Source organism: Pontibacter flavimaris, from assembly GCF_001907195.1.
In the GTDB taxonomy this organism is placed as follows: Bacteria; Bacteroidota; Bacteroidia; order Cytophagales; family Hymenobacteraceae; genus Pontibacter; species Pontibacter flavimaris.
Genome location: NZ_LVWA01000005.1, coordinates 524,675 through 546,057, shown reverse-complemented (window position 1 = coordinate 546,057; position 21,383 = coordinate 524,675). Strand labels below are relative to the sequence as shown.

Annotated in this window: 18 protein-coding genes; 7 read left to right on the top strand and 11 right to left on the bottom strand. The window is 53.7% G+C overall.

The window, feature by feature from the left end; genetic code table 11:
- Positions 1-93: 93 nt before the first annotated feature.
- The 3 genes from A3841_RS10550 to mce form a co-directional block, all read right to left on the bottom strand.
- Entirely contained in the window at positions 94-1,527 is a 1,434-nt protein-coding gene (locus A3841_RS10550) for a CCA tRNA nucleotidyltransferase (protein WP_073852270.1), read from the bottom strand.
- A 192-nt stretch (positions 1,528-1,719) separates the two neighbouring features.
- Complete coding sequence (locus tag A3841_RS10545) at positions 1,720-2,295, bottom strand: L-threonylcarbamoyladenylate synthase (RefSeq protein ID WP_073852269.1); 576 nt, start codon at positions 2,293-2,295, stop codon at positions 1,720-1,722.
- Positions 2,296-2,392: 97 nt separating this feature from the next.
- On the bottom strand, positions 2,393-2,794 hold the full coding sequence (gene mce / locus A3841_RS10540) for a methylmalonyl-CoA epimerase (protein WP_073852268.1): 402 nt from the start codon (positions 2,792-2,794) through the stop codon (positions 2,393-2,395).
- 177 nt (positions 2,795-2,971) lie between these two features.
- Between mce and A3841_RS10535 the strand changes: the two genes are divergently transcribed.
- The 4 genes from A3841_RS10535 (at position 2,972) to A3841_RS10520 (ending at position 5,453) form a co-directional block, all read left to right on the top strand.
- Positions 2,972-4,186 (top strand): IscS subfamily cysteine desulfurase, encoded by a 1,215-nt coding sequence (locus tag A3841_RS10535; protein ID WP_073852267.1) that lies wholly within the window; start codon positions 2,972-2,974, stop codon positions 4,184-4,186.
- A 91-nt stretch (positions 4,187-4,277) separates the two neighbouring features.
- Positions 4,278-4,691 carry a Fe-S cluster assembly scaffold IscU gene (gene iscU / locus A3841_RS10530; protein WP_073852266.1) on the top strand — a complete coding sequence of 138 codons (414 nt, stop codon included), beginning with the start codon at positions 4,278-4,280 and terminating at the stop codon, positions 4,689-4,691.
- Between the two features lie 15 nt (positions 4,692-4,706).
- Positions 4,707-5,114 (top strand): hypothetical protein, encoded by a 408-nt coding sequence (locus A3841_RS10525; RefSeq protein WP_073852265.1) that lies wholly within the window; start codon positions 4,707-4,709, stop codon positions 5,112-5,114.
- Positions 5,115-5,126: 12 nt separating this feature from the next.
- On the top strand, positions 5,127-5,453 hold the full coding sequence (locus A3841_RS10520) for a HesB/IscA family protein (protein WP_073852264.1): 327 nt from the start codon (positions 5,127-5,129) through the stop codon (positions 5,451-5,453).
- An 88-nt stretch (positions 5,454-5,541) separates the two neighbouring features.
- Here A3841_RS10520 and A3841_RS10515 read toward each other — a convergent pair whose 3' ends face one another.
- The 6 genes from A3841_RS10515 to A3841_RS10490 form a co-directional block, all read right to left on the bottom strand.
- Positions 5,542-6,387, bottom strand: a complete 846-nt coding sequence (locus A3841_RS10515; RefSeq protein ID WP_139307935.1) for a thermonuclease family protein — start codon at positions 6,385-6,387, stop codon at positions 5,542-5,544.
- A 98-nt stretch (positions 6,388-6,485) separates the two neighbouring features.
- Positions 6,486-8,492, bottom strand: coding sequence for a tetratricopeptide repeat-containing sensor histidine kinase (locus A3841_RS10510; RefSeq protein WP_083610302.1), 2,007 nt, complete (start codon positions 8,490-8,492; stop codon positions 6,486-6,488).
- A 147-nt stretch (positions 8,493-8,639) separates the two neighbouring features.
- Complete coding sequence (locus tag A3841_RS10505; RefSeq protein WP_073852262.1) at positions 8,640-12,293, bottom strand: AAA family ATPase; 3,654 nt, start codon at positions 12,291-12,293, stop codon at positions 8,640-8,642.
- A 194-nt stretch (positions 12,294-12,487) separates the two neighbouring features.
- Positions 12,488-13,726, bottom strand: coding sequence for an exonuclease SbcCD subunit D C-terminal domain-containing protein (locus tag A3841_RS10500; RefSeq protein WP_073852261.1), 1,239 nt, complete (start codon positions 13,724-13,726; stop codon positions 12,488-12,490).
- A 194-nt stretch (positions 13,727-13,920) separates the two neighbouring features.
- The gene (locus A3841_RS10495) at positions 13,921-14,328 is read right to left on the bottom strand and encodes a rhodanese-like domain-containing protein (protein WP_073852660.1); all 408 of its coding nucleotides are present in this window, start codon (positions 14,326-14,328) and stop codon (positions 13,921-13,923) included.
- Positions 14,329-14,417: 89 nt separating this feature from the next.
- Positions 14,418-14,723, bottom strand: a complete 306-nt coding sequence (locus A3841_RS10490; protein WP_073852260.1) for an ArsR/SmtB family transcription factor — start codon at positions 14,721-14,723, stop codon at positions 14,418-14,420.
- Positions 14,724-15,011: 288 nt separating this feature from the next.
- Here A3841_RS10490 and A3841_RS10485 point away from each other — a divergent pair, with 288 nt between their 5' ends.
- Positions 15,012-16,298 (top strand): T9SS type A sorting domain-containing protein, encoded by a 1,287-nt coding sequence (locus A3841_RS10485; RefSeq protein ID WP_235861357.1) that lies wholly within the window; start codon positions 15,012-15,014, stop codon positions 16,296-16,298.
- Positions 16,299-16,367: 69 nt separating this feature from the next.
- Entirely contained in the window at positions 16,368-16,772 is a 405-nt protein-coding gene (locus A3841_RS10480; RefSeq protein ID WP_073852259.1) for a hypothetical protein, read from the top strand.
- A gap of 64 nt (positions 16,773-16,836) precedes the next feature.
- Here A3841_RS10480 and A3841_RS10475 read toward each other — a convergent pair whose 3' ends face one another.
- Positions 16,837-17,694 carry a universal stress protein gene (locus A3841_RS10475; protein WP_073852258.1) on the bottom strand — a complete coding sequence of 286 codons (858 nt, stop codon included), beginning with the start codon at positions 17,692-17,694 and terminating at the stop codon, positions 16,837-16,839.
- A 265-nt stretch (positions 17,695-17,959) separates the two neighbouring features.
- Complete coding sequence (locus A3841_RS10470) at positions 17,960-20,176, bottom strand: bifunctional alpha,alpha-trehalose-phosphate synthase (UDP-forming)/trehalose-phosphatase (RefSeq protein WP_073852658.1); 2,217 nt, start codon at positions 20,174-20,176, stop codon at positions 17,960-17,962.
- A gap of 560 nt (positions 20,177-20,736) precedes the next feature.
- Between A3841_RS10470 and A3841_RS10465 the strand changes: the two genes are divergently transcribed.
- Positions 20,737-21,333 carry a DUF2179 domain-containing protein gene (locus A3841_RS10465; RefSeq protein ID WP_073852257.1) on the top strand — a complete coding sequence of 199 codons (597 nt, stop codon included), beginning with the start codon at positions 20,737-20,739 and terminating at the stop codon, positions 21,331-21,333.
- The last annotated feature ends 50 nt before the right edge of the window (positions 21,334-21,383 follow it).

The window sequence follows — 21,383 nt, the reverse complement described above, 5'->3', positions numbered from 1 at the left end:
CAATAATCCGCCACTAGTACAAAATTGAACTATATACTAAAACAATTGTAAAACCGTTCTGTTTATACTTTATTATTTATTAGAAGTGTTTGTTTAGTTGTTTGTGTTTGATGAGTGTATTTGGCGAAGCCCCAGCTCCTTCCCTCTCTCCAGCAGGAAGGCATAGGCTTCGTCAAATTCATTTTTTACCTTTCCTTCCAGAATTGCCTCCGTCAGGGTCTCCTTTAGCTCACCCACCGTTTTCGACGGCTTCAGCCCGAAGGTTTCCATGATGATTTCGCCGGTGATCACTGGCTGGAAGTTGCGCAGTTTGTCGCTCTCCTCCACTTCTACCAGGCGCTGCTCCACCTTGTCGAAGTTCTGCAGGTAACGCTTTACCTTCGTGTCGTTTTTTGAGGTGATGTCGGCGCGGCAGAGCTTCATCAGCGCGTCTATATCATCCCCCGCCTCGAACAACAGCCTGCGGATGGCTGAGTCAGTGACGGTTTCCTTTACCAACGCGATGGGGCGAAGGTGCAGGCGCACAAGCTTCTCCACAAATTTCATGTGCTCGTTCAGGGGCAGTTTCAGGTCGCGGAACAGGCGGGACACCATACGGGCGCCACGGTCTTCGTGGCCGTGGAAGGTCCAGCCGGCCTTGGGGTGGTAGCGCTTCGTGTCTGGCTTGGCAATGTCGTGCAGGATGGCCGACCAACGCAGCCACAGGTCATCCGACACCTGCGCCACGTTATCGAGCACCTGCAGGGTATGGTAAAAGTTATCCTTGTGGGAGTTTCCGTTGATGGTCTCCACGCCCTGCAGCTCCACCATTTTCGGGAAGATGAGGTGCAGCAGCCCGGAGGCAAACAGCAGCTTAAAGCCGTAGCTGGGCACCGGCGAAAGTATGATCTTGTTCAGCTCGTCCGTAATCCGCTCCTGCGACACGATCTTGATGCGCTCCTTGTTGTCTACAATCGCATCGAAAGTATCCGGGTCGATATCGAAGGTTAGCTGAGAGGCAAAACGGATAGCGCGCATCATGCGCAACGGGTCGTCGGAGAAGGTGATGCCCGGCTCCAGCGGTGTGCGGATGATCTTGCGGCGCATGTCCTTCAACCCGTCAAACGCATCGATCAGCTCGCCATAGTTAGTCTTGTTCAGGCTGATGCCCAGGGCATTGATGGTGAAGTCGCGACGTTTGAGGTCATCGTCCAGCGTTCCCTGCTCCACCTCCGGCTTGCGCGAGTGCTCGCGGTACGACTCTTTGCGGGCGCCCACAAACTCCACTTCCCACTCCCCGGAGCGCAACATGGCCGTGCCAAAGTTCTTGAAGATGGAAACCTTGGGCCTGTGCGGCAGTTTCTGGGCCACCTGCGTTGCCAGCCCAATGCCGTCGCCCACGCATACCACGTCTATGTCCTTGGATGTCCGTTTCAGCACCAGGTCCCTCACAAAACCACCGATCACGTAGGCATCTACGTTTAGTTCTCCGGCGGCCTCTGCTACTACATTAAATATCGGGTGCTCTGGTAACTGTACTTTCTCCATCGTCTGTAAATCAAAAACCTCAGGCTACAAAGGCGCAGCCTGAGGCACAAAAATACGCATAACCGGCTCATTTCCGAAAAAGGCTGCAGGTTAAGCAGTTTATACTTTGGTTTTCAGATGTTTATACTTTTCCGGCAAGTATTTCATACTTTATCCTGCAAGTATAAAGTATGAAAAGTATAGCCCGCCCTGCTATTCCCGGAGGATTTGCTGCCGCCCGTCGGCTTCTATCTTCATAATGCGCGACGGCCTGGAGGCCATATCCTCGTCACGCCGCCAGTTGACCACGAAGTCGACCCGCTGCTTTACCTCGTCGCTCACATCGGCGAAGGTTTTGGGCGAGGACTCGCCACTGATGTTGGCGGAGGTAGACACGATAGGCCGCCCCACCTGCCGGATGAGGCGATGGCAGAACTCATCTTGCTGCACCATACGAATAGCCACTGTTCCGTCCTCGGCCAGCACTTCGGTGGGCAGGTTCTGCGGCTCCGAAAACACATAGGTGGTGGGCCGCTCCTGCCGCTTCACCAGTTCCTCAAAGCCCTCCGGCAGTTTTTTCACATACCGCTGCAGCATCTCCTGGTCGGCTACCAGCAGGATCATCGCCTTCGACTCCTCGCGTTCCTTTATCTTAAATATCTTGCGGACTGCCGCTGCATTCTCGGCATCGCAGCCAATTCCCCACACCGTATCGGTCGGGTACAGGATTATGTTGCCCAGCAGCACCTCCTCCTCTGCCGCCTGTATTTCCTTCACTAACTGGCTCATAGTTTTATTAAGTTATTGGTTGTTGGTTATTTGTTGTTAGTACATACTGTAATTCAATTCGTGTCCGAATACCGAATAACTAACAACAAATAACGACTTACCTGATTTCCTGCGTCAGCTCCACCAGCACGCCGGTAGCGCTTTTCGGGTGCACGAAGCACACCAGCTTGTTATCGGCGCCTTTCTTCGGCTGTTCGCTCAGAAGTATAAAGCCCTCCTGCCTGAGGCGCTCCATCTCCCTGTAAATATCCTCCACCTCAAAGGCGATGTGGTGGATGCCCTCGCCGCGCTTCTCCACGAACTTGCTGATCGCGCTTTCCGGAGTAGTACCCTCCAGCAACTCTATTTTAGTCTCGCCCACCCTGAAGAAGGACGTGTTCACCGCCTCCGACGCCACATACTCTGTCTTGTAGGGCTCCACGCCCAGCAGTTTAAAGTATAGCGCATTGGCCTCGCTGAAGTTCCTGACAGCGATCCCTATATGTTCTACGTTTTTCATTTATAGTTTGTAATTAGTCTAAGTAGAGAATATTTACTATTTTTGTAGCGGATTCAAAACTACTATATTTCATTTAAACTCTTTCAGCTTTCGGCTGTTGAGCAATTAGAACCAAAATAGCCAACAGGCTGTTTACCTGATAACAAAGAGCCATTCATCAAAGAAACCGACGTTACTATGCTAACACTTCCGATATACTTAGATAACAATGCCACTACGCCGCTAGACCCACGCGTGTTGGAGGCCATGATGCCTTACATGACCAATATGTTCGGCAACGCTGCTTCCCGCAACCATGCTTTTGGCTGGCAGGCCGAAGAGGCCGTTGATTACGCCCGTGAGCAGATCGCGGCGCTTATCAACTGTTCACCTAAGGAAATCATCTTCACCTCAGGCGCCACAGAGTCCGACAACCTTGCTTTGAAGGGTGTGTTCGAAATGTACGCCTCTAAGGGCAACCACATCATTACCCTTACCACCGAGCACAAAGCGGTGCTGGACCCTTGTAAGCACATCGAGAAAATGGGCGGCAAGGTTACATACCTGAAGGTGGATGAGAAAGGCCTCATCAACCTTCAGGAGCTGGAAGAAGCCATCACCGACAAGACGATCCTGATCTCTGTGATGTATGCCAACAACGAGATCGGCGTTATCCAGCCTATCCGCGAGATCTCTACCATTGCCAAAAAGCGCGGCATCCTGTTCTTTACGGACGCGACGCAGGCAGTTGGAAAAATTCCGGTGGACGTAGAGGCCGACGGCATCGACTTGATGGCTTTCTCTGCCCACAAAATGTATGGCCCTAAGGGTGTAGGTGCCCTGTACGTGCGTCGTAAGAACCCACGTGTGAAGGTTACTGCCCAGATGGATGGTGGCGGCCACGAGCGCGGCATGCGTTCCGGTACCCTGAACGTGCCCGGCATTGTAGGCCTGGGCAAAGCTGCTGAAATTGCCAGACAAGACATGGAGTCTGATAGCAAACGTATCGCTGCCATGCGCGACAGGCTGGAGCGCGAACTGACTACCATCGAGGAGTCTTATGTGAACGGTTCTACGGAGCACCGCCTGCCGCACGTTTCTAACATCTCGTTCAAGTATGTAGAGGGCGAAGGCCTGATGATGGGCGTGAAAGACCTGGCGGTTTCCTCCGGATCTGCCTGTACCTCCGCTTCCCTGGAGCCATCGTACGTACTGAAGGCCCTGGGCCTGAGCGATGACCTGGCGCACTCTTCGCTGCGCTTCGGCCTGAGCCGTTTCACAAAAGAGGAGGAGATAGACTTTGCCATCGGCCACGTGAAAGAGGCGGTAGCCAAACTGCGCGAACTTTCTCCGCTGTGGGAAATGTTTAAGGAGGGTATCGACCTGAACTCTATTGAGTGGGCGGAACACTAAGAATTAATTCATAATGGATAATGAGTAATGAATAATTGCTCAACCTTATAATTAGTCATTCATCATTAACAATCAGTAATTATATAAAGCTATGGCTTATTCAGATAAAGTAATCGACCATTATACCAACCCACGTAACGTTGGTACACTAGATAAAGCAAAGAAGAACGTAGGTACCGGCCTTGTGGGTGCCCCGGAGTGCGGTGACGTGATGCGCCTGCAGATTGAGGTGGACGAGAACCAAATCATCACTGATGCCAGGTTCAAGACATTCGGTTGCGGTTCTGCCATTGCCTCCTCTTCCCTGGCTACCGAGTGGCTGAAAGGCAAAACAGTTGACGAGGCCCTGAGCATCGACAACATGGCGATCGTGGAAGAGCTGGCCCTGCCGCCGGTGAAGATTCACTGCTCTGTGCTTGCCGAGGATGCCATTAAAACGGCTATCAACGACTACAGAGTAAAGAACGGCCTTCCGGAGCTGGAAATGCCTAAGTCTCACCACTAAGAAACCCTGGGCTCAATGGAGTCAACGACGGATGTGCACGTAGAGAGTGCCCGTATTCAGAAGCAGATTGAGCACCACTTAGGTATGAGCGGGGGCAGTCTGCTTTTTGAGTTCCGGAAGCTCGACAACAAGATCCGCCTCGACCTGGTCACGGTGAACCCGCGCCACCAGCAGTCGTTTCTTTTTCACTCCGAAGAGGGCTACGACCGGTTGGATGCGCTGCGCAAGATGTTGACCTATGTGCAGAGCTACCGCGACAGGGAGAGCTCGTTCACGATTCAGTGGATGGCCCGTGACGACAAGGAGCTCAACACTTCTTACTTCCGGGCGCGTAACATGTATGAGGCGCTGGATAAGTTATACTTTGGCCGGGACATGAACACCATCACCGTTTTTAGTGTGGTGCTGAACCCGGTCTCTTAAAATTTAAAGATTATGATCACAGTTTCAGACAAAGCAAAAGAAAAAGTTATAAAGCTGAAGCAGGATGCTCAGCTAAACGACTCGTTCCGCTTGCGTGCCTCTGTTGCGGGTGGTGGTTGCTCCGGCCTGTCCTATAACCTCGACTTCGACGACGAGGTGAAGCCGATGGACCAGGAGTTTGAAGACAAAGGCGTGAAGGTGGTGGTAGACATGAAGAGCTTTCTGTACCTGGCAGGCACGGAGCTTGATTTCTCCGATGGCCTGAACGGAAAAGGCTTTTACTTCAACAACCCCAATGCCTCCCGTACCTGCGGCTGCGGCGACAGCTTCTCTGTGTAGGCATCGACAGAATTTATACTTGTAAAAAAGGCTCTACCACTGCGGCAGAGCCTTTTTTTATACTTTTGGCCTTATCCCAAAGTATGAGTTATACTTTAGGAGTGCAGGTTTTATCGGCGCGGCGCCCGTGCTCCCGAATAGCCGCCGCCTCCGTGGTTTTAATCACCTCGTCTTTGCAGCGCTTTAGCACATGGCAGGTGCTATCGTAATGATACACGGAGGAACTGGTGCTGTTACAGATGTAGACGGTGCGCTTGGTAGCGCCGGCAGGCACGGGGGCATTGGCCGTGTTGGCGGAAGCGTTGCCCGTGCGCTGGTTCTTCCGGAAATCCCAGGGAGCAATGGGGTTCGGGTCCTGCCACAGGCCGCGCTTAAAGCGACGCGCATCCACTTCAGCGTTCGCCAGGTTCAGATCCTTAGAGTACGCTTTATAGTGCCAGGCATAGCCATTTCGGATCAGTTCCTCGTTCAGGCTCCTGCCGTCCGGAAGTATAATGGTGCCCACGGTGCGGCCATAGCGATCCTTGTTGTTGATGAGCAGGCGCACGTTTTTGCCAAAAACCAGATCCGAAGTATACTGCTTAGCCCGCTGCCCGTAGGCCTGGTTCTTCTCCGGGGTATCCACGCCATACAGACGGACGGTCACCTCCTCACCGTTGCGCAGCAGCACGATGGTATCGCCATCCTTTACGCCGACCACTTTATCGCCGGCGGTGGTAGCTGGCTTGCGTGGAGCTTCCTCAGATCTTTCCTTATCTGTTTCCTCTACAACGGCAACCGTGTCAGCTGCTGTTATTCCGCTTTCCTCCTCCTGTCCGTTACGCTCTAAAATAGCCTGTTGTCGCTCCCTGAACTGTTCCTGCGCGTCTTTGCGGTCGCTTTTGCAGGAGAACAGGGTAAGCAGCGCCAGGGAAAGGTATAGGAATCTCTTCATGATGTGGTATGGGATTATACTATGGTACGGCAAAATCTTACTGGCCGGTACAAAAGTATAACGATGATAGTCAGCAGCAAATTTAAAGCGTGAGGTTTTTAAGCCATCTCAACAGCCGCTGCTACCGTGGGGGCATTCTCCTCTGGCTGGGTAACAGAGGCTGCCGGCAACCTGAAGTAGAACGTGCTGCCTTTGCCTACCTCACTCTCTGCCCAAATGCTGCCGCTATTGCGCTCAATAAAGTACTGGCAAAGCTGCAGGCCCAACCCGCTTCCACGCTCATCAGCGGTGCCTCTGCTGCTGGTACTGTTGCCGCTAAACAAGGAGGCAAGCTTCTCAGGGGCCATTCCGATGCCGGTATCCTGCACAGCGATAGTTACGCAGTTGCCTTTTAGCGTGGAGGCAACACGGATATAACCACCCTTTTTGCTGAACTTGATGGCATTGGCGATTAGATTACGTAGCATAAGACTGACCATCTCCCTGTCGGCAAAGAGGCTGTGGGAGGCGGCGATATCGCAGGTGAACTGTAGTTCCTTAAACTCTGCCTGCGGCTCCAGCAATCGTATGTTTTGCTGCACCAAACCGTTCAGGTCGGTTGCTTCAGGTTTTATTGTGAGGCCGCGCATCTGTATCCTGGACCACAGCAGCAGGTTATCGAGCAGCCAGAGGGAGTTCTGCTGACTGGCTTCCAGGGAGGCCATAAACGGCTTCAGCTTGTCCTGTGGCACAGCGCCTTTGGCAATCAGCTGCAGCAGCCCCTGCAGCGATGTCAGCGGGCTTTTCAGGTCGTGGGCAATAACGGAGAAAAGCTTGTCCTTTACTGAATTAAGTTTCTCCAGTTCCTCCTTCTGCTCCCGCAGCAGGGCAGCCTGGCCGGCCAGCTGCTCTTTCTGCAGGGTAAGGGCGGTACTGTGTTCCAGCACATCCCGGTTCTTTTGTATCAGCAGGTCGTTAAGGCGATGCATGCGGCGGCGCCCCAGAAAGAAAACCACCGCGAGCACGCCTACCAGCAGCAGCAGGGCGCCGGTAAATAGCTGGGCCGTGTTCCGGCGCTCGATCATCTGTTGCTGCAGGTTGGTCTGTGCCTTCAGCAGCAGGTTCTCCTGAGCCGCTTTCTCGTTTTCATACTTAAACTCCAGCTCTGCCAGCTGTGTTTTCACAGATGCCGCCTTCACACTGTCCGCGTACTGGTTCTGCAGGGAAAGGTATTTGTGGGCGTTTTTGTAATCTCCCAGTTTAATATAAAGCTTGTCCAGCAACTCCGAGGCATTTTTCACTTCGTCCTTGGAGTTGAGTTTCTGCAGCAGCTCCACGTTTTGCAGGGCGTATGGCAGCGCCATCTCCGGCTGATCGCCAGCCATGTAGGCCTCCGCTAGTCCGCTCAGCGAGTACGCCTCATCCACGGTGCTGCCAACCCTGCGGGAGAAATTCAATGCCTTGTGGTGATACGAGAGCGCTTTTCCCCACTCTCCTTTCTTCGAATAAATAAACCCGATGTTGTTCAGGCTGACGAGCGTGGCTGCATCGTCAGGTTTGAGGAGCTGCAGCCCGCGCAGGATGTAGTCAAGTGCCTTATCGAATTCCTTTTTCTCCTGGTAAATGCTGCCCAGGTTACTAAGCGCCAGCGCCACCGCCTTGGTATCATTGATAGCTTTGGAAATCTCCATCGACCTGGTGTAAAGCTCGATGGATTTCTCAAAATTACCTTGTGTGGCAAACACCGTGGCGATGTTATTGTAGCTGGCGCTGAGGCCGGCAGAGTCGCCGATCGACTCCCTTATCCGCAGCGACTTATAGTAGTAACTGCTCGCCTCGCTATAGTTGCCATAGATGTCATAGGCCACGCCGATGTTGTTATAGGCCAGGGCCAGGGCCTTCTGATTGTTCAGCTCACGGGCAAGCACAATCGCTTTGTTGCCATACTTCAAGGCAGTACTGAAAGAAGAGTTCCAGTACTGCTTACTTAACTCACACAACAAATATACACGCTCTTCTTCCTCCTGGGTGGCTTCCAGTTTAGCCTTTAGTTCAGCTATCTTGTCGGTGTGGGCGTGAACCGTGGAAAAGACCAGCAATAGGCTTAATAGTATGATTTGTTTCATCGGGAGCGCATTAGCCTCTCCAAATATACTATTTTTTATAAATAATATATAGGATATTACTATTATAGATCATATGAAACTGCTGGTATAGCCATGGTTGCGCTTTGGCTGCTGTCTTTAAGGAGGTAAAAACAGCCTTCCTCTCCTTTAGAAACCCATCACCTCTACCTTACTTACGCCTCCTGCCTGCCGCTGTACTTTAATCTGCGTGCCGATACGTTCTTTCAGGGCCTCCACGTGCGAGATAATACCGATCATCTTACCACTGGCCTGCAGGTTCTCCAGCGTGGAGATGGCAGCGTCCAGCGTCTCGGCATCCAGTGTTCCGAAGCCCTCATCAATAAACAGGGAGTTGATCTGCGTGCGGCGGCCTGCCAGGTCGGAGAGGCCCAGCGCCAGCGCCAGGCTTACCAGGAAACTCTCGCCGCCGGACAAGGTATTCATCGGGCGCACGGCCTCTGCCTGGTACATGTCCACGATCAGCAGCTCGAGGTCTTCGTCGGAGGACTTGAGGATGCGGTAGCGGTCGTTGAGCCTTTGCAGGTGGCGGTTGGCCAGCTCCACCAGCCTTGCCAGCGTGAGCCCCTGAGCAAAGCGGCTGAACTTGTTGCCATCAGCCGAGCCGATCAGGTCAGCCAGCTGTGACCAGCGGTGGTATACCTGCTGCTGAAGTTGCAGTTCCTGGGCCAGCTGCTGGTTCTTTTCCCGCTGCCGCGCATCCTGCTCCAGCAGCTGCTCATGGCGGGCCCGCTGCGAAATCAGTTCCCGCTGCTGCCCGGTCTTCTGCCGGTGTTGCTGCTGCAGGCTCTCTATACTTTCGTCGGTTAGCTGGTTTACCTGTAGCTGTGTTAACTCCTGCTGCACATCGCTCAGGCTTTTGCGCAGCTCGGTCAGGTGCTTTTCGGTTTGGGCTTTGAGGTTGGCTAAACGGTCGGCTTCGTCGCGGTGGAGCAGCATCTGGCTCAGGGCCTCAATGGTTTCGATCCCTTTTTGCTGTAGCACATGCAGCAGCCCCTGGCGTAAATGCTCTAGCTTTGATTGATTCTGCTGCTGCTGTTGCAAACACTCCGTCTGTCGTGCGCGGGCTTGCTGCAGTTCCTGCTGTTTCTGCGAAAGATGGCGGCGCGCTTCCTCGGCCTGTGTAGCGCGGGCTTTGAGTTCTTGGTTAGCTAACGTGCGTTCCTGTTCCGTGTTTTTATCGCCAAACAAAGTATGACGCTCTGTTTTAAGCTCATGCAGTATGTTGTGTTCCTCTTTTAGGGCCTCCTGGCGTTCCTTCAGTTCCTGGCTCTTTTCGTTTACCCTCAACGTCAGGTGTTTCAACTGCTCTGACAGAGAAGTTTGAAGCTTATCCATACTTTCCAGCGCCTGCTGCTGTTGGGCATAGGCCGACGCTTGCTGCTCCAAGGTCTGCAACAAGGTATGGCGCTCGTCGGATTTATACTTGAGGCCGAAAGTGGCGGCAAAGGATTCGGCGGTTTGGGTATGCACCAGCAGTTGCTCCTGCTCATCGGCAAGTATAGCCTGCAGTTTCTGCAACTGGTTCTGCAGGTGTTTATCAGACTGTTGCAGCTGGTTAGAAATGGCCTGCGCCTGCAGTTGGGTTTCCCGCTGTTTTTGCAGCTGCTGGTTTATACTTTCCAACGCACGGCTCAGGGCGCGCGCCTGAGTTAGTTGCTGCTGCCACGCCGTAGCCGACTCCTGCTGCACCTGCCGCAGGTGGGCCAGCCGCTCCGGATCGGCTATGCGTATACTTTGCGGCAAACCATCGGCCAGCTGCGCGAAAGTATAGCTGAGCCGTTGCAGCTCGTTTTCGGCTTCTGACCTGGCCGTGCTCCCCAGTTGCTGCTGTTGCTCCACCGAGCCTAACTGCAGTTGCAGTTGGTTTATACTTTTCTCGAGCTCCTTTACCAGCTCCTGCTGCTGGTCGCGTTTCTGCACTTCTTCCGGCAGATCGAACCTATAGGTACCTTCGGTAAAAGGGTGCTGGGTGGAGCCGCACAAGGGGCAGGGTTCGTCCTGCGTGAGCGTATGGCGCGCCTCCTCGTACTGCTGTATCTGCTGCTGCAGTTGTACCACCTTTTGCAGCGCCTGCAGGTGGTCTACGGCTTGTTTATACTTTGCCCGGCTCTCCTCCAGTTTTATACTTGCTTCTTTATGCTGCTGCCCCAGTTGCCCGAGCTGCTCGCTAATGCGTTGGAGTTTCTGCTGCTGCCCCGCATGCTGCTGCGCCAGTTCCTGCAGGCGCTCATAGCGGGCCACCAGGGCCGGCTGCGACTGCGCCGCCTGCTCCACCTCCTCCATACTTTTATCGGCCAGTATACCTTGCAGCGCGGATAGTTTTTCCTCTTTCTGCTCCTGCAGTTGTTGCTGCTGCTCCTGTTGCTGTGTCTGCCGCTCGTGTAGTTCGGCCAGCTGCCTCGCCTCCTGTTCACGCTGCTGGCTCAGCTCCTCCTGTTCCTGCTGGTTCCGTTTGATGCGCTGCGCTGCTTCCTGCAGGTCGCGGAGGGTGGCTTTGAACTCGGGCAGGTGTTCTTTCAGGTCCTGCAGTCGGGCATTCTGTTCCAGCCAATTCTTTATACTGCCAGCTTCCTGCGTCAGCTTCTCCAGTTCCTGCTGTTTGGTCAGCAGCTGCGTCTGCTCTTGTTGCAACTGCTGCTCAAAGCTGACATAGGCGTTTTTATTTTTGCTATAGGAGTCGCGGATGGTATGAAGCTGGTGATCGAGCCTTGTCACCTGTGCCAGCAGGGGCTCCAGCTTTTGCACCTCCTCCTCCTGTTGGTGATGGGCTTTGGTTGCTTCCTGGGCTACTTTTCCGGCAGCTTCCAGCTCTGTTTCCAGCACCGGCACGCGCTTTTGCAGGGTCTGCAGTTGCTCCTGCACCTCGGCTACTTTGCTGTTGGTACTGCGGATTTCGGCCAACTCACCCACAAACTGGTGTGCCTGCTCATGTTGATGCAGCTTTACAAAATCCGGCTGCAGTTGCGCCAGTTTCTGCTCCTGCCCTTGCAGTGCTGACTGGTGTTGCTGTTGTTTCGTTTGTAGCTGCGCCACCTGCTGCAACCACTGCACTTTCTCCTGTAGCTTTATACTTTCTACCTGACGTATGGCTTCCTCCGCGGCCAGCTCTTTTATACTTTGTGCGTAGGCCTCGCGCTGTTCCTCGGGCAGTAGCGTTGTGTTGTTCAGCAGTTGCTTTAACCCATCATACTTTTGTTTTTCTTCCTTAGCCTTCTCATAGGCAGATTTGGAGATCTCAGAGTAGATGCCGGTATCGGTGATCTTCTCCAGCAGGCTGCTGCGCTCATTGGGACTGGCTTTCAAGAAGCGGGCAAAGTCGCCTTGCGAGAGCATCACTGAGCGCAGAAACTGGCTGTAGTCGAGGCCGCACAGCTCGGCTACTTTGCCCGGCACCTCGCTTGGTTTCAGGTCAAACAGTTCGTCCTCCTCAAAAGCATACAGCTCCATGTGCACCGGCTGGATGTTGCCTTCCACTTTGCCCCGGCTACGGCGCAGGTGCCACTTGGAGCGGTAGCGCTTGCCATTAGCCTCAAACTCCACCTCCGAAAAGCACTCCGCCGTGTGGCGCGTCATCAGCTCCAGGGGCTTGTCGTTGCTGTGGCGGTGCACCAGTCCGTACAAGCCAACCGTGATGGCATCCAGAATGGTGGTCTTGCCCGCGCCGGTGGGTCCTGTTATAGCGAATAGCCCCGCCTCCGCCAGCGGACTCTGGTCGAAACGGATCTCATGCTCACCTTTCAGCGAGTTCAGGTTCTGGAAGCGTACGGAGAGGATTTTCATGGGAAGCGGGTGTTAATTTATCTCAGCATTGACTGTTTTTATACTTGCCAGCATCAGGATTTACAGGATTTGAGGATGAACAGGCGCTTTATACTTCGTTTCATCAGAGACAGTGCCTCCCATACTTTCTTTCTCAATTCTGCAAGCCCTGAATGCTGATCTCTATACTTCATTGCCAGCAAGACTCGGTGGATTTATATTTTCCTTTCCAATTCCCCCTGCCCCATCAATTCCAGCAACTCCGAAAAGGTGGCTACCAGCTCCGAATGGTCTGAATCAGGAAAGGCACTTTGGCAGCGCTTGAGGAACACGTCTTTTTCGCGGAGGGTATGCAGATCGGCCTCCTCCTGCACCTGTTGCTCCAGGGTCTGAACGGCTTTCTGGATAACAGGCGGGCGGTGGATGAGCAGTTGCAATTCGTCTTTTTTTAGGTGCAGCACTTCCTCCAGTTGCTGGTTCAGGTCGGGGATTGGCGCCTCGAGTTCTACCTGTATTTCGGCCCAGGCCGTTAGCGTACAGGCGCTGTTATCGAAAGCGGCTATTTGTTGCTTTACCTTCTCCAGCGGCCCTTTAAAACGCACCAGTTTACGGCAAACAGGTATTTCTACTTCGCGTAGATTAGCTAACTTACCTGCCTCAAAATCAAGTATAAAAATTATCTTTTTATCGGTTACCTCGCTAAAGCTGAGCGGAATGGGCGAGCCGGAGTAGCGGATGTGGTGGCGGTTGTTGACCTGCTGCGGGCGGTGCAGATGCCCCAGGGCCACGTAATCAAACTCCAGCGGGAACTGGTCTGCCCCGATCTGGCCCAGGTTGCCCACATGTATCTCCTTCTCGCTTTCGGAGGCCGAGCCGCCGGCGGCAAACAAATGCCCCATGGCCACCACCGGTATACGTTGCTGTTTATACTGCTGGATGTGCGGCACAAAAGCCTCGTAGTGCGCGGCGATGCCTTGTTTGATGCGCTGCTCCCGCTCCTCGAATCGCTCGCCCGGCACCGACAAACGCACGTCGCGGTCGCGGAGGAAAGGCACGGCGCAGACCACCAGTTGCACCTGGCCCTGCTCATTTTTCAGCTCGATCAGCTCCTCCAGCGGGTCCGGCGAGGCGCCGCCAATTACATGGATGTTGAAGCATTCCAGCAGTTCCTTCGGTGCATTCAGGGTAGAAACAGAATCGTGGTTGCCGCCCGTGATGATGATGTAGCGGCAGCAGGTAGCGCATACTTTTGTCAGGAAGGTATAGTATAGCTTGAGCGCTGTGTTGGAGGGGGCACCGCTGTCGAACACATCGCCGGACATCAGCAACACCTCCACCTGCTCCTGCGCAATGGTATGCAGCAGCCAGTCCAAAAAATGCTGGTGTTCTTCGGTACGCTCCAGGTTAACGAGGCGCTGGCCCAGGTGCCAGTCTGAGGTGTGTAGTACGCGCATAGCTCTTCTTCTCCAATTCCGCTTCAAGTTACATCAGGATATAGGAATATAGCAAGGAATTTCTATTGATTATCTCAGGAAAGTATAAAGCTGAGAAGAAGCAGCAATAGAAGCACTTTAAACCTGGCGGCAAAGAAAAAGGGCAGAAACAGCCAAAAGCCATTTCTACCCCTCTTGCGTATCATTTTATACTTTTACTCCTGCTCTTCCAAGCCGGTCTCGGTTGGCAAGCCCGCTTCTTTCAGGCTCTGGTAGCCGCCCAAATCGTAGATGTGCTGAAAGCCAGCCTGTTTCATTAGTTCGGCTGCCTGCCCGCTCCGGTTGCCTGATGCGCAGTACAGGTAGTACACTTTGTCTTTGTCCCAGTTCTTCAAGTCCTCTGCAAACACCCCGCCCCTGAAATCGGACAGCATGGCGCCATCCAGGTGGCCGCTCTCATACTCTTCCGGCGTGCGCACATCCACCAGCACGGTTTTGCTGTTCATGTTCTGCTCCTTGAACTCGGTTGGCGTTAACTTCTGCACCTGGGCAGGGCCCTGCTGGGGCATGCCGGCGCAGCCAAACATAAGCGTGGCAAGTATGCTGATGGCTAGGATTCTCATGGTTTTATACTTTATACAAACTGAGTAAATATACGCATCGTCCATTGGTTTTGCTTTGCCGGATGCTGAAAGTATAACCGCAGCCTGCTTCAGAAGTTTTTACAGGCGTGTATGCAGCTGATGATGTTGGTGATGGCCGAGTCGGAAAGGGAATAGTATACGTTTTTGCCTTCGCGTTTTGTCTCCACCACGCCTTTGTCGCGCATGTTGGTAAGATGGTGCGACAGCAGCGACTGCTCCACCTGCAGCACTTCCTGCAGCTGGCTCACCGTCAGGCGCTCCTTCTGCTCCAATAGGTCGATAATGCTGATGCGTACCGGATGCGCCACGCACTTCAGCACATAGGCCGCCCGCTCCAGCTTCTTCTGGTCCACCCGAACTTTTAAGCTACTCATGTTCGTAATATTAGGCTGTGTAAATACATGATCATATATTCATGTACGTTATTTTAGTACAACCTTCTCCTACTTATAGTTCCTCGCTGCGTTCCTCCTTCCGGTATCAGGAGCCTTCTTTTGCTTACTCCTCCCCAGGCAACAGGGCGCCTAGAATAATCCTACAGAAAACAAACAGCAAAATATATGGAATCACATTGAACTTTAATAAGACAGGCAAGGTTTGGGCAATATTAATTTAGCACATGCTATAACCTGACAGTTAGCTCATTAACCCTTTCCAAGCGAATGAAAACAGCTTTTACCCTGACCTGGCGTGTAATTGCCCTTTGCTGCGCCATTTTTTCCTCTCCGGATACTGTACACGCCCAAATTGGGATGGGGCCGAAACAGAATAGTTATACCCAGAACTTCGATCAGCTGCCTGCCACTGGCACAGGCGTATGGAAGAATGGCCAGGAGTATATGCCAGGCTTGGCTGCTTACCGTTCTAAGAACGACACTATTATTACAGCAAACAATGGCCAGGCCAACACTGGCGGGCTTTACAGTTATGGGCCAAATGGTTCCACAGACAGGGCTTTGGGATCTCTTGCATCTACAAACGCTGGCCAGTTTACCTATAATTTGCTGCTGCAGAACAATACCGGCAATACTATCAAATCGGTGGAGGTGAACTATACCGGAGAGCAATGGCGTGTCTCTAACGTCACCGCTCCGCAGCACGTTCTTTCGTTCTGGTATGCCATCAGCAGTAACCCCGCTACAGTGAATACCTCCCCCAGTAAAAACGAAGGCTGGACGGAGGTGCCGGAACTCAAGTTCTATGGCCCAAAGTTCTTTTCATCGGGAGGACCGATAAACGGCAATGCTGCTGAGAACCGGGCTTTGCTGCACTACATTATACAACTGGAGATACCGGCCGGTCACTACCTAATGCTGCGCTGGAAAGATGCTGATGAGACCGAGGCTGACCATGGCCTGGCTATAGATGACGTTACAGTAACCTGGCATACCCAGGCCGTGGAGATGCCGGCGCCACTGCCTGTGGAGCTGGCACACTTTAAAGCCAGTCTGCGAAGTGCCATTGTAGAGCTACAGTGGCAAACCGCCAGCGAAGACCAGAACAGCCATTTTGTGGTAGAGCGCAGCGCCGATGGCAAAGCATTTGAAGGGATTGGCATGGTAGCCGGCCATGGCACCACCGCACTCACCACAAATTATACTTTCCAGGACCAGGTACCACTTCCCGGTGCTTCGTATTACAGGCTCAGGCAGGTCGATTTGGACGGGAGTTATACTTACTCCAAAGTAGTTGCCGTTACCCGGAAAGTATCGCTGGCCGTTAACGTGTACCCCACCATCACAGCAGGAGAGTTACAGGTAAAATCGGATGTGCGGCTACGGCAGGCGCTGGTGGTGGATGCCATGGGACAAAGACTGATGGACCTGCAGCTACAGCAGGCAACGCCAATCCATACGTTGGATGTGAGCCGCCTGCAAAGCGGAGCCTATGTGCTGGTGCTGCTGGATGAGAATGGAAGACGGCACGTAAGCAGGTTTATGAGGCGCTAGATTCCGGATTCTCAGCAAAGGCATTAGCCATAAAATTTATACCTTTGGTTTTTGCAAAGCCTCAAGCCGATGAAATCAAACCTACGTAAAACCTTTACCTATAGCGTTTTTATACTTGCGCTAGGTGCCCTTGCCGCCTGCCAACCCACCGAAACCGGAAAGCAGGAAGAAGCGGTGGCTACAGCAGCGCCTGCAGCACCCAACACCGCCGTAAAAAGGGCGGCGCCGGAATTCTTTGTGATACCGGAGGATATGGCTCGGAAACGCGTCTGGATCTGCGAGGATGGTGTGTCGGACATTTTCCATGTAAAGCACGATTGCCCCATCCTGGTGCAGTGCAAGGGCAAAGGCTCGTTCCGCAACCTCGTGCTGCCGCGCGCTATTGAGGAGTATGGCCGCTACAACTGCCAGGAGTGCAGCAAAGAGCTCGATATTATTTTTGACAGGGATGCCGTTAGAGAAATTGGAGGATAATAAAAAAGTCCCTGCCGTGGCGGGGACTTCTCCTTTTGTGTAACGTGTTCTTCATACGCGCTGCTTATACTTCTTTTTTGCCGTGCAGCACCAGTAGCGGCACCTTCGCCTGGTAGGTCATGCGCTCGGCCAGGCCTTGGGTGAACAGACTCTTCAGAAACCCTTTCTCTCTTCTTACCATCGCCATCACGTCGCCCCCAACCTGGTTATAATACTCCATGAGCCCTTCGTCGCGGTGCTTGTTTGTCAGTTCCTGAAATGAAAGTGGCACGTCCGGGAAAAGCGCCTGCAACTCCAACCGGAAGGCGGCTGCCTCCTCGGCATCCTGTTTGCCCTGGTCTTTCACGATGTGCACCACATCGATCTTAGCCCCGAAAAAGCTCCCCATTTCTACCACCTCCTGCATGGCGGCGATGTCTTCTCTACTGTAATCTGATGCGTAAACAATATGCTCTATTTTAGGGGCTGGCGCTTGCTTCGGCACTGAGAGCACCGCACACTTCACTTCCTCCATCACAGCTTCGGTGTTGCTGCCTATCAGCAGTTCTTCCATGGTGCTGTCGCAGCCGGTGGTCCCCATCACAATCAGGTTGTAGCCTTCCTGCTTACTCAGGTGTTCGGCCACGTCGGTCAGCAGGGCCTCTTTCAGCAGGTAGTCGCAGGTGAAGCCGCCATCACGGTTGGCCCCGTACCTTTCCTCCAGGCGCAGCACGGTCGCTTTCAGCTTCTCGGCGGCATAGCGCATCTGCTCCCCCAGCAGTTCGCTTGCCACCAGCGCTGTTTCCGATGTATCGACGATTGGCAGATGCACCACATGCAGCAGCGTCAGGTGTGCCCCGGCATGCTGCGCTGTATGCACTGCGTACTCCATGGCCTTATCCGAGGTACCGGAGAAGTCCGTAGGACATAGTATTTTTCTCATTTCAGCGTAGGTTGTTGGTTTTGTTTGTGTGTTTATATCGGCATAATACTATGTACATGTGAATTCACAAAGGGATTCCAAGCTTATTTCTAGCCTCTCATTGCTTATATACCAGGATCGAACTAAAAAATTCGATTAATTCAAAATAAAGTCCAAACCAATCTCCTCCTGACAGAAGGTACACAACCAGCCTAAGTACAATTAAGGCAAAAGCCCCACTTGCCATCATGTCAGGCAAGTAGGGCTTTTATACTTTTATACTTTATCAACCTGTCATGAGTGCGCCGGATGCCTGCTCCTCCGCGCTGCTCTGCAACAGACGGTCCAGCATTTCGCGGGCTTCCTGGCAGGTATCCACGTGGTACTTGGCTACCGATGAGGCATTGCCCACTTTAATGGTATAGGCATTGCGTGGCATGGCTTTAAAGATGTCCTCATCTGCCCAGTCATCGCCTACGGCCATCACGAACTTATGCGGGAACTTGCTGAGCCAGTAGCTCGAGGCCTTGCCCTTGTTGATCTCCTGCGCCTTCACCTCCACGGCCATCTGCCCGTCGAGCACCTGCAGGTTGCTGTTGGAGGCCAGAAAGTTGAGATGGCTCACCAGCTCACGGGCACGCAACTCGCCCAAGCCGGTTTCTACGCGACGGTAATGCCATACCAGCGAATACTCCTTCTCTTCTATAAACGAGCCCGGCGTGCGGTCCACGTACAGGTCCAGAATCAGGCGAATATCCTTTTTCCAGTCGTCCATCAAACTGAGCATGGTTTGCCAGCCGGTGCCGCGCTGCTTTATCCAGACGCCGTGCTCGGCAATGATGTCGATATTGAGGTGGCCCAGCCAGTCCTGCATGGTGGCTTTCTCGCGGCTGCTCATCACCACGACCCTGTTCTTGGGGTTGCTGCTCAGGCGCTCCAGCAGGTCCATCAGGTCGTCGTCGGGGCGGGCCATCAGCGGGCGGTTGCGGTAATCTACCAGGGCGCCGTCGTATTCCAGGAAGAACAGGCGCGAGCTCGATGACTCGTAGGCGTTGCTCATCTCCAGGAAGGTGGACTCGTCGAGGTAGGTGGTAGCCAGCGACAGCTGCTTGATCTTCACATAGGACAGGCGATCCATGAACATGCTTACCCAGTGGTGGATGTTGTAGCGCTTCAGCGACTCCTGCATGTTGGCCATGTGCTGCTGCTGCTCCTCTTCCGGCATCACCAGCGACTGGTAGATGGCGTCCACCATCTGGTTGATGTCGTTCGGGTTGATCAGCAGGGCATCCGAAAGCTCTTTGGAGGCCCCGGCCATCTCACTAAGTATGAGCACGCCTTTCTCGTCCAGCTTGCTGGCCACGTACTCTTTGCACACCAGGTTCATGCCGTCGCGCATCGGGGTTACCAGTGCCACATCGGCCATGCGGTAGAAGGCAGAGAGCGTCTCCAGCGGGTACGAGCGGTAGAAGTACTGGATCGGGTTCCAGCTGATATGGCTATACTTGCCGTTGATGCGGCCCACCAGCTCGTCCACCTCCTCTTTTAGCTCCTTATACTTTTCCACGGCATCCCGGCTTGGCACCACCAGCATCAGCAGCGTTACCCTGTCATGGAACTCAGGGTACTTCTCCAGGAACAGCTCAAAGGCCCGCAGGCGCTGCGGTATTCCCTTGGAGTAGTCGAGGCGGTCGATGGAAAGTATGATCTTCTCGGCGTTGAGGTTGCTCCGGTAAATGCGTTCCCGCTTCTTTACCTCCTCCTGCGCAGCGGTGCCGGCGTACTTCTCGTAGTCAATGCCCATCGGGAAGGAGTCTACGAGCAGCGAGCGGTTTGGCGTGTTTATCCAGCCGTGCATGCTGCCATAGCCCACCAGGCGGTTCACCGAGCTCAGGAAGTGGCGCATGTCATCATAGGTATGGAAGCCGATAAGGTCGGAGCCCAGCATGCCCTCCAGCAGCTCTTTGCGCCAGGGCAGCAGCCGGAATACCTCGTAACTCGGAAAAGGGATGTGCTGGAAGAAGCCGATCGTGCTCTCGGGCAGTTTCTCACGCAGCATGCTGGGCAGCAGCAGCAGTTGGTAATCGTGCACCCAAATGGTATCCTCCGGGCCAGCCTGCGCCACCACCGCCTCACAGTACTTCTGGTTCACTTCCACATAGGTCTCCCAGAGTTGCTGATCGTAGATGGCATACTGGCTGAAGTAGTGAAAAGTAGGCCAAAGCGTTTCGTTGCTGAAGCCTTCGTAGAATTCCTTGATCTCGGATTCGGTCAGGAAGACGGGCTGCATGTTCTCCCCTTTCAGGTCCACGGCAATCTTCTCCTGCTTCTCCTCTTCTGTTACCACCTGGCCAGGCCAGCCGATCCAGAGGTTGTCGCCCTCCTTGTAGATGGAGCCCAGGCCGGTGGCCAAGCCCCCCTCGCTCGTCTTATAGTTAAATTCTCCGTCCTTCTCTTCCAGTTTTACAGGTAACCTGTTAGAAACGATAATCAGTTTTGCCATGCTCTGTGGTATTTTCCCCGGCAGACAGCGCAGCAAGTGGTTCAGGCGCAGCAATAAGCCGCAGCTGTAGCCGGGTATTGGTTTATCTCCAGCGGCTGACACATATCAGCCTACCCCACATACGTATAATCCGGGCGCCACGTTCTAAGATATAGGTAAATATATATTAACAAATAAACCGACCGCGGACCAGTGGCATACTTGCTGCAGGAGTTCCCTGGGCATGCGGAGGGCCTCCCCCTGCTCCTGGCGAAAGGCAGAATGTCCGAGCGGAGGGCTGCTGTAGGATACAATGCCCGTCGGAGCGGCATCGGTTGCAGGCAGGAGCCACCTGACCATCAGGCTGTTTCCGATCCATATCCGCCCGTACGCCTTTTATACTTCACCCCGTTGCCGGCACTAGGGGCAAAACCGCTAAACTATTTTACGCAGATGCCGTTCCTGAACCTGGCAAGGGCAGGACCCACGCAGCGACCCGCAGTGAGTATATGGCCGATAAGTTGCCCCCTTTGGCGAAGCTTCGTAACTTGAAGCTACCAATTACAAAAGTTTAACAACATATGAGTTTCTTCGAAGGCATTGACCCGGTGATCGTGGACTGGGTGATCATACCTGCCCTTATCTTTTTCGCCCGCATCTGCGACGTTACCCTTGGCACCCTCCGCATCGTGTTTGTGGCGAAGGGCGATAAAATCGTGGCACCCATACTTGGTTTCCTGGAGGTGCTGATCTGGCTCCTGGCCATTACGCAGGTGATGGAGAACCTGGACAACGTGGCCTCTTACCTGGCCTGGGCGGGCGGCTTTGCGATGGGCAACTTTCTGGGGCTGCGGGTGGAGCAGAAGCTGGCGCTGGGGCAGATGGTAGTGCGCGTCATTACCGTGGAGCCTGCCGAGGAACTCATCAAGCGCCTGTCAGGGCACGGCTACCGCCTCACCTGCGTGGATGCGCGCGGCACCCGGGGCAAGGTGAACCTGCTGTTCATGATCGTGAAGCGAAAGAAGCTGCAGCACGTACTCGACATTATCCGCAGCTTCAACCCGCAGGCCTTTTACTCGGTGGAGGATGTGCGCTCGGTGGCCGATGTGGAGGTGCCCCAAACAGAGCATCGCCAGAATAGCCTGCGCAGGCTATTCCCGCTGCATAAAGGAAAGTAAGCGGAATGGAAGTATAGCATATCCTGAGGCAGGAAGTATAACCCTGTCTC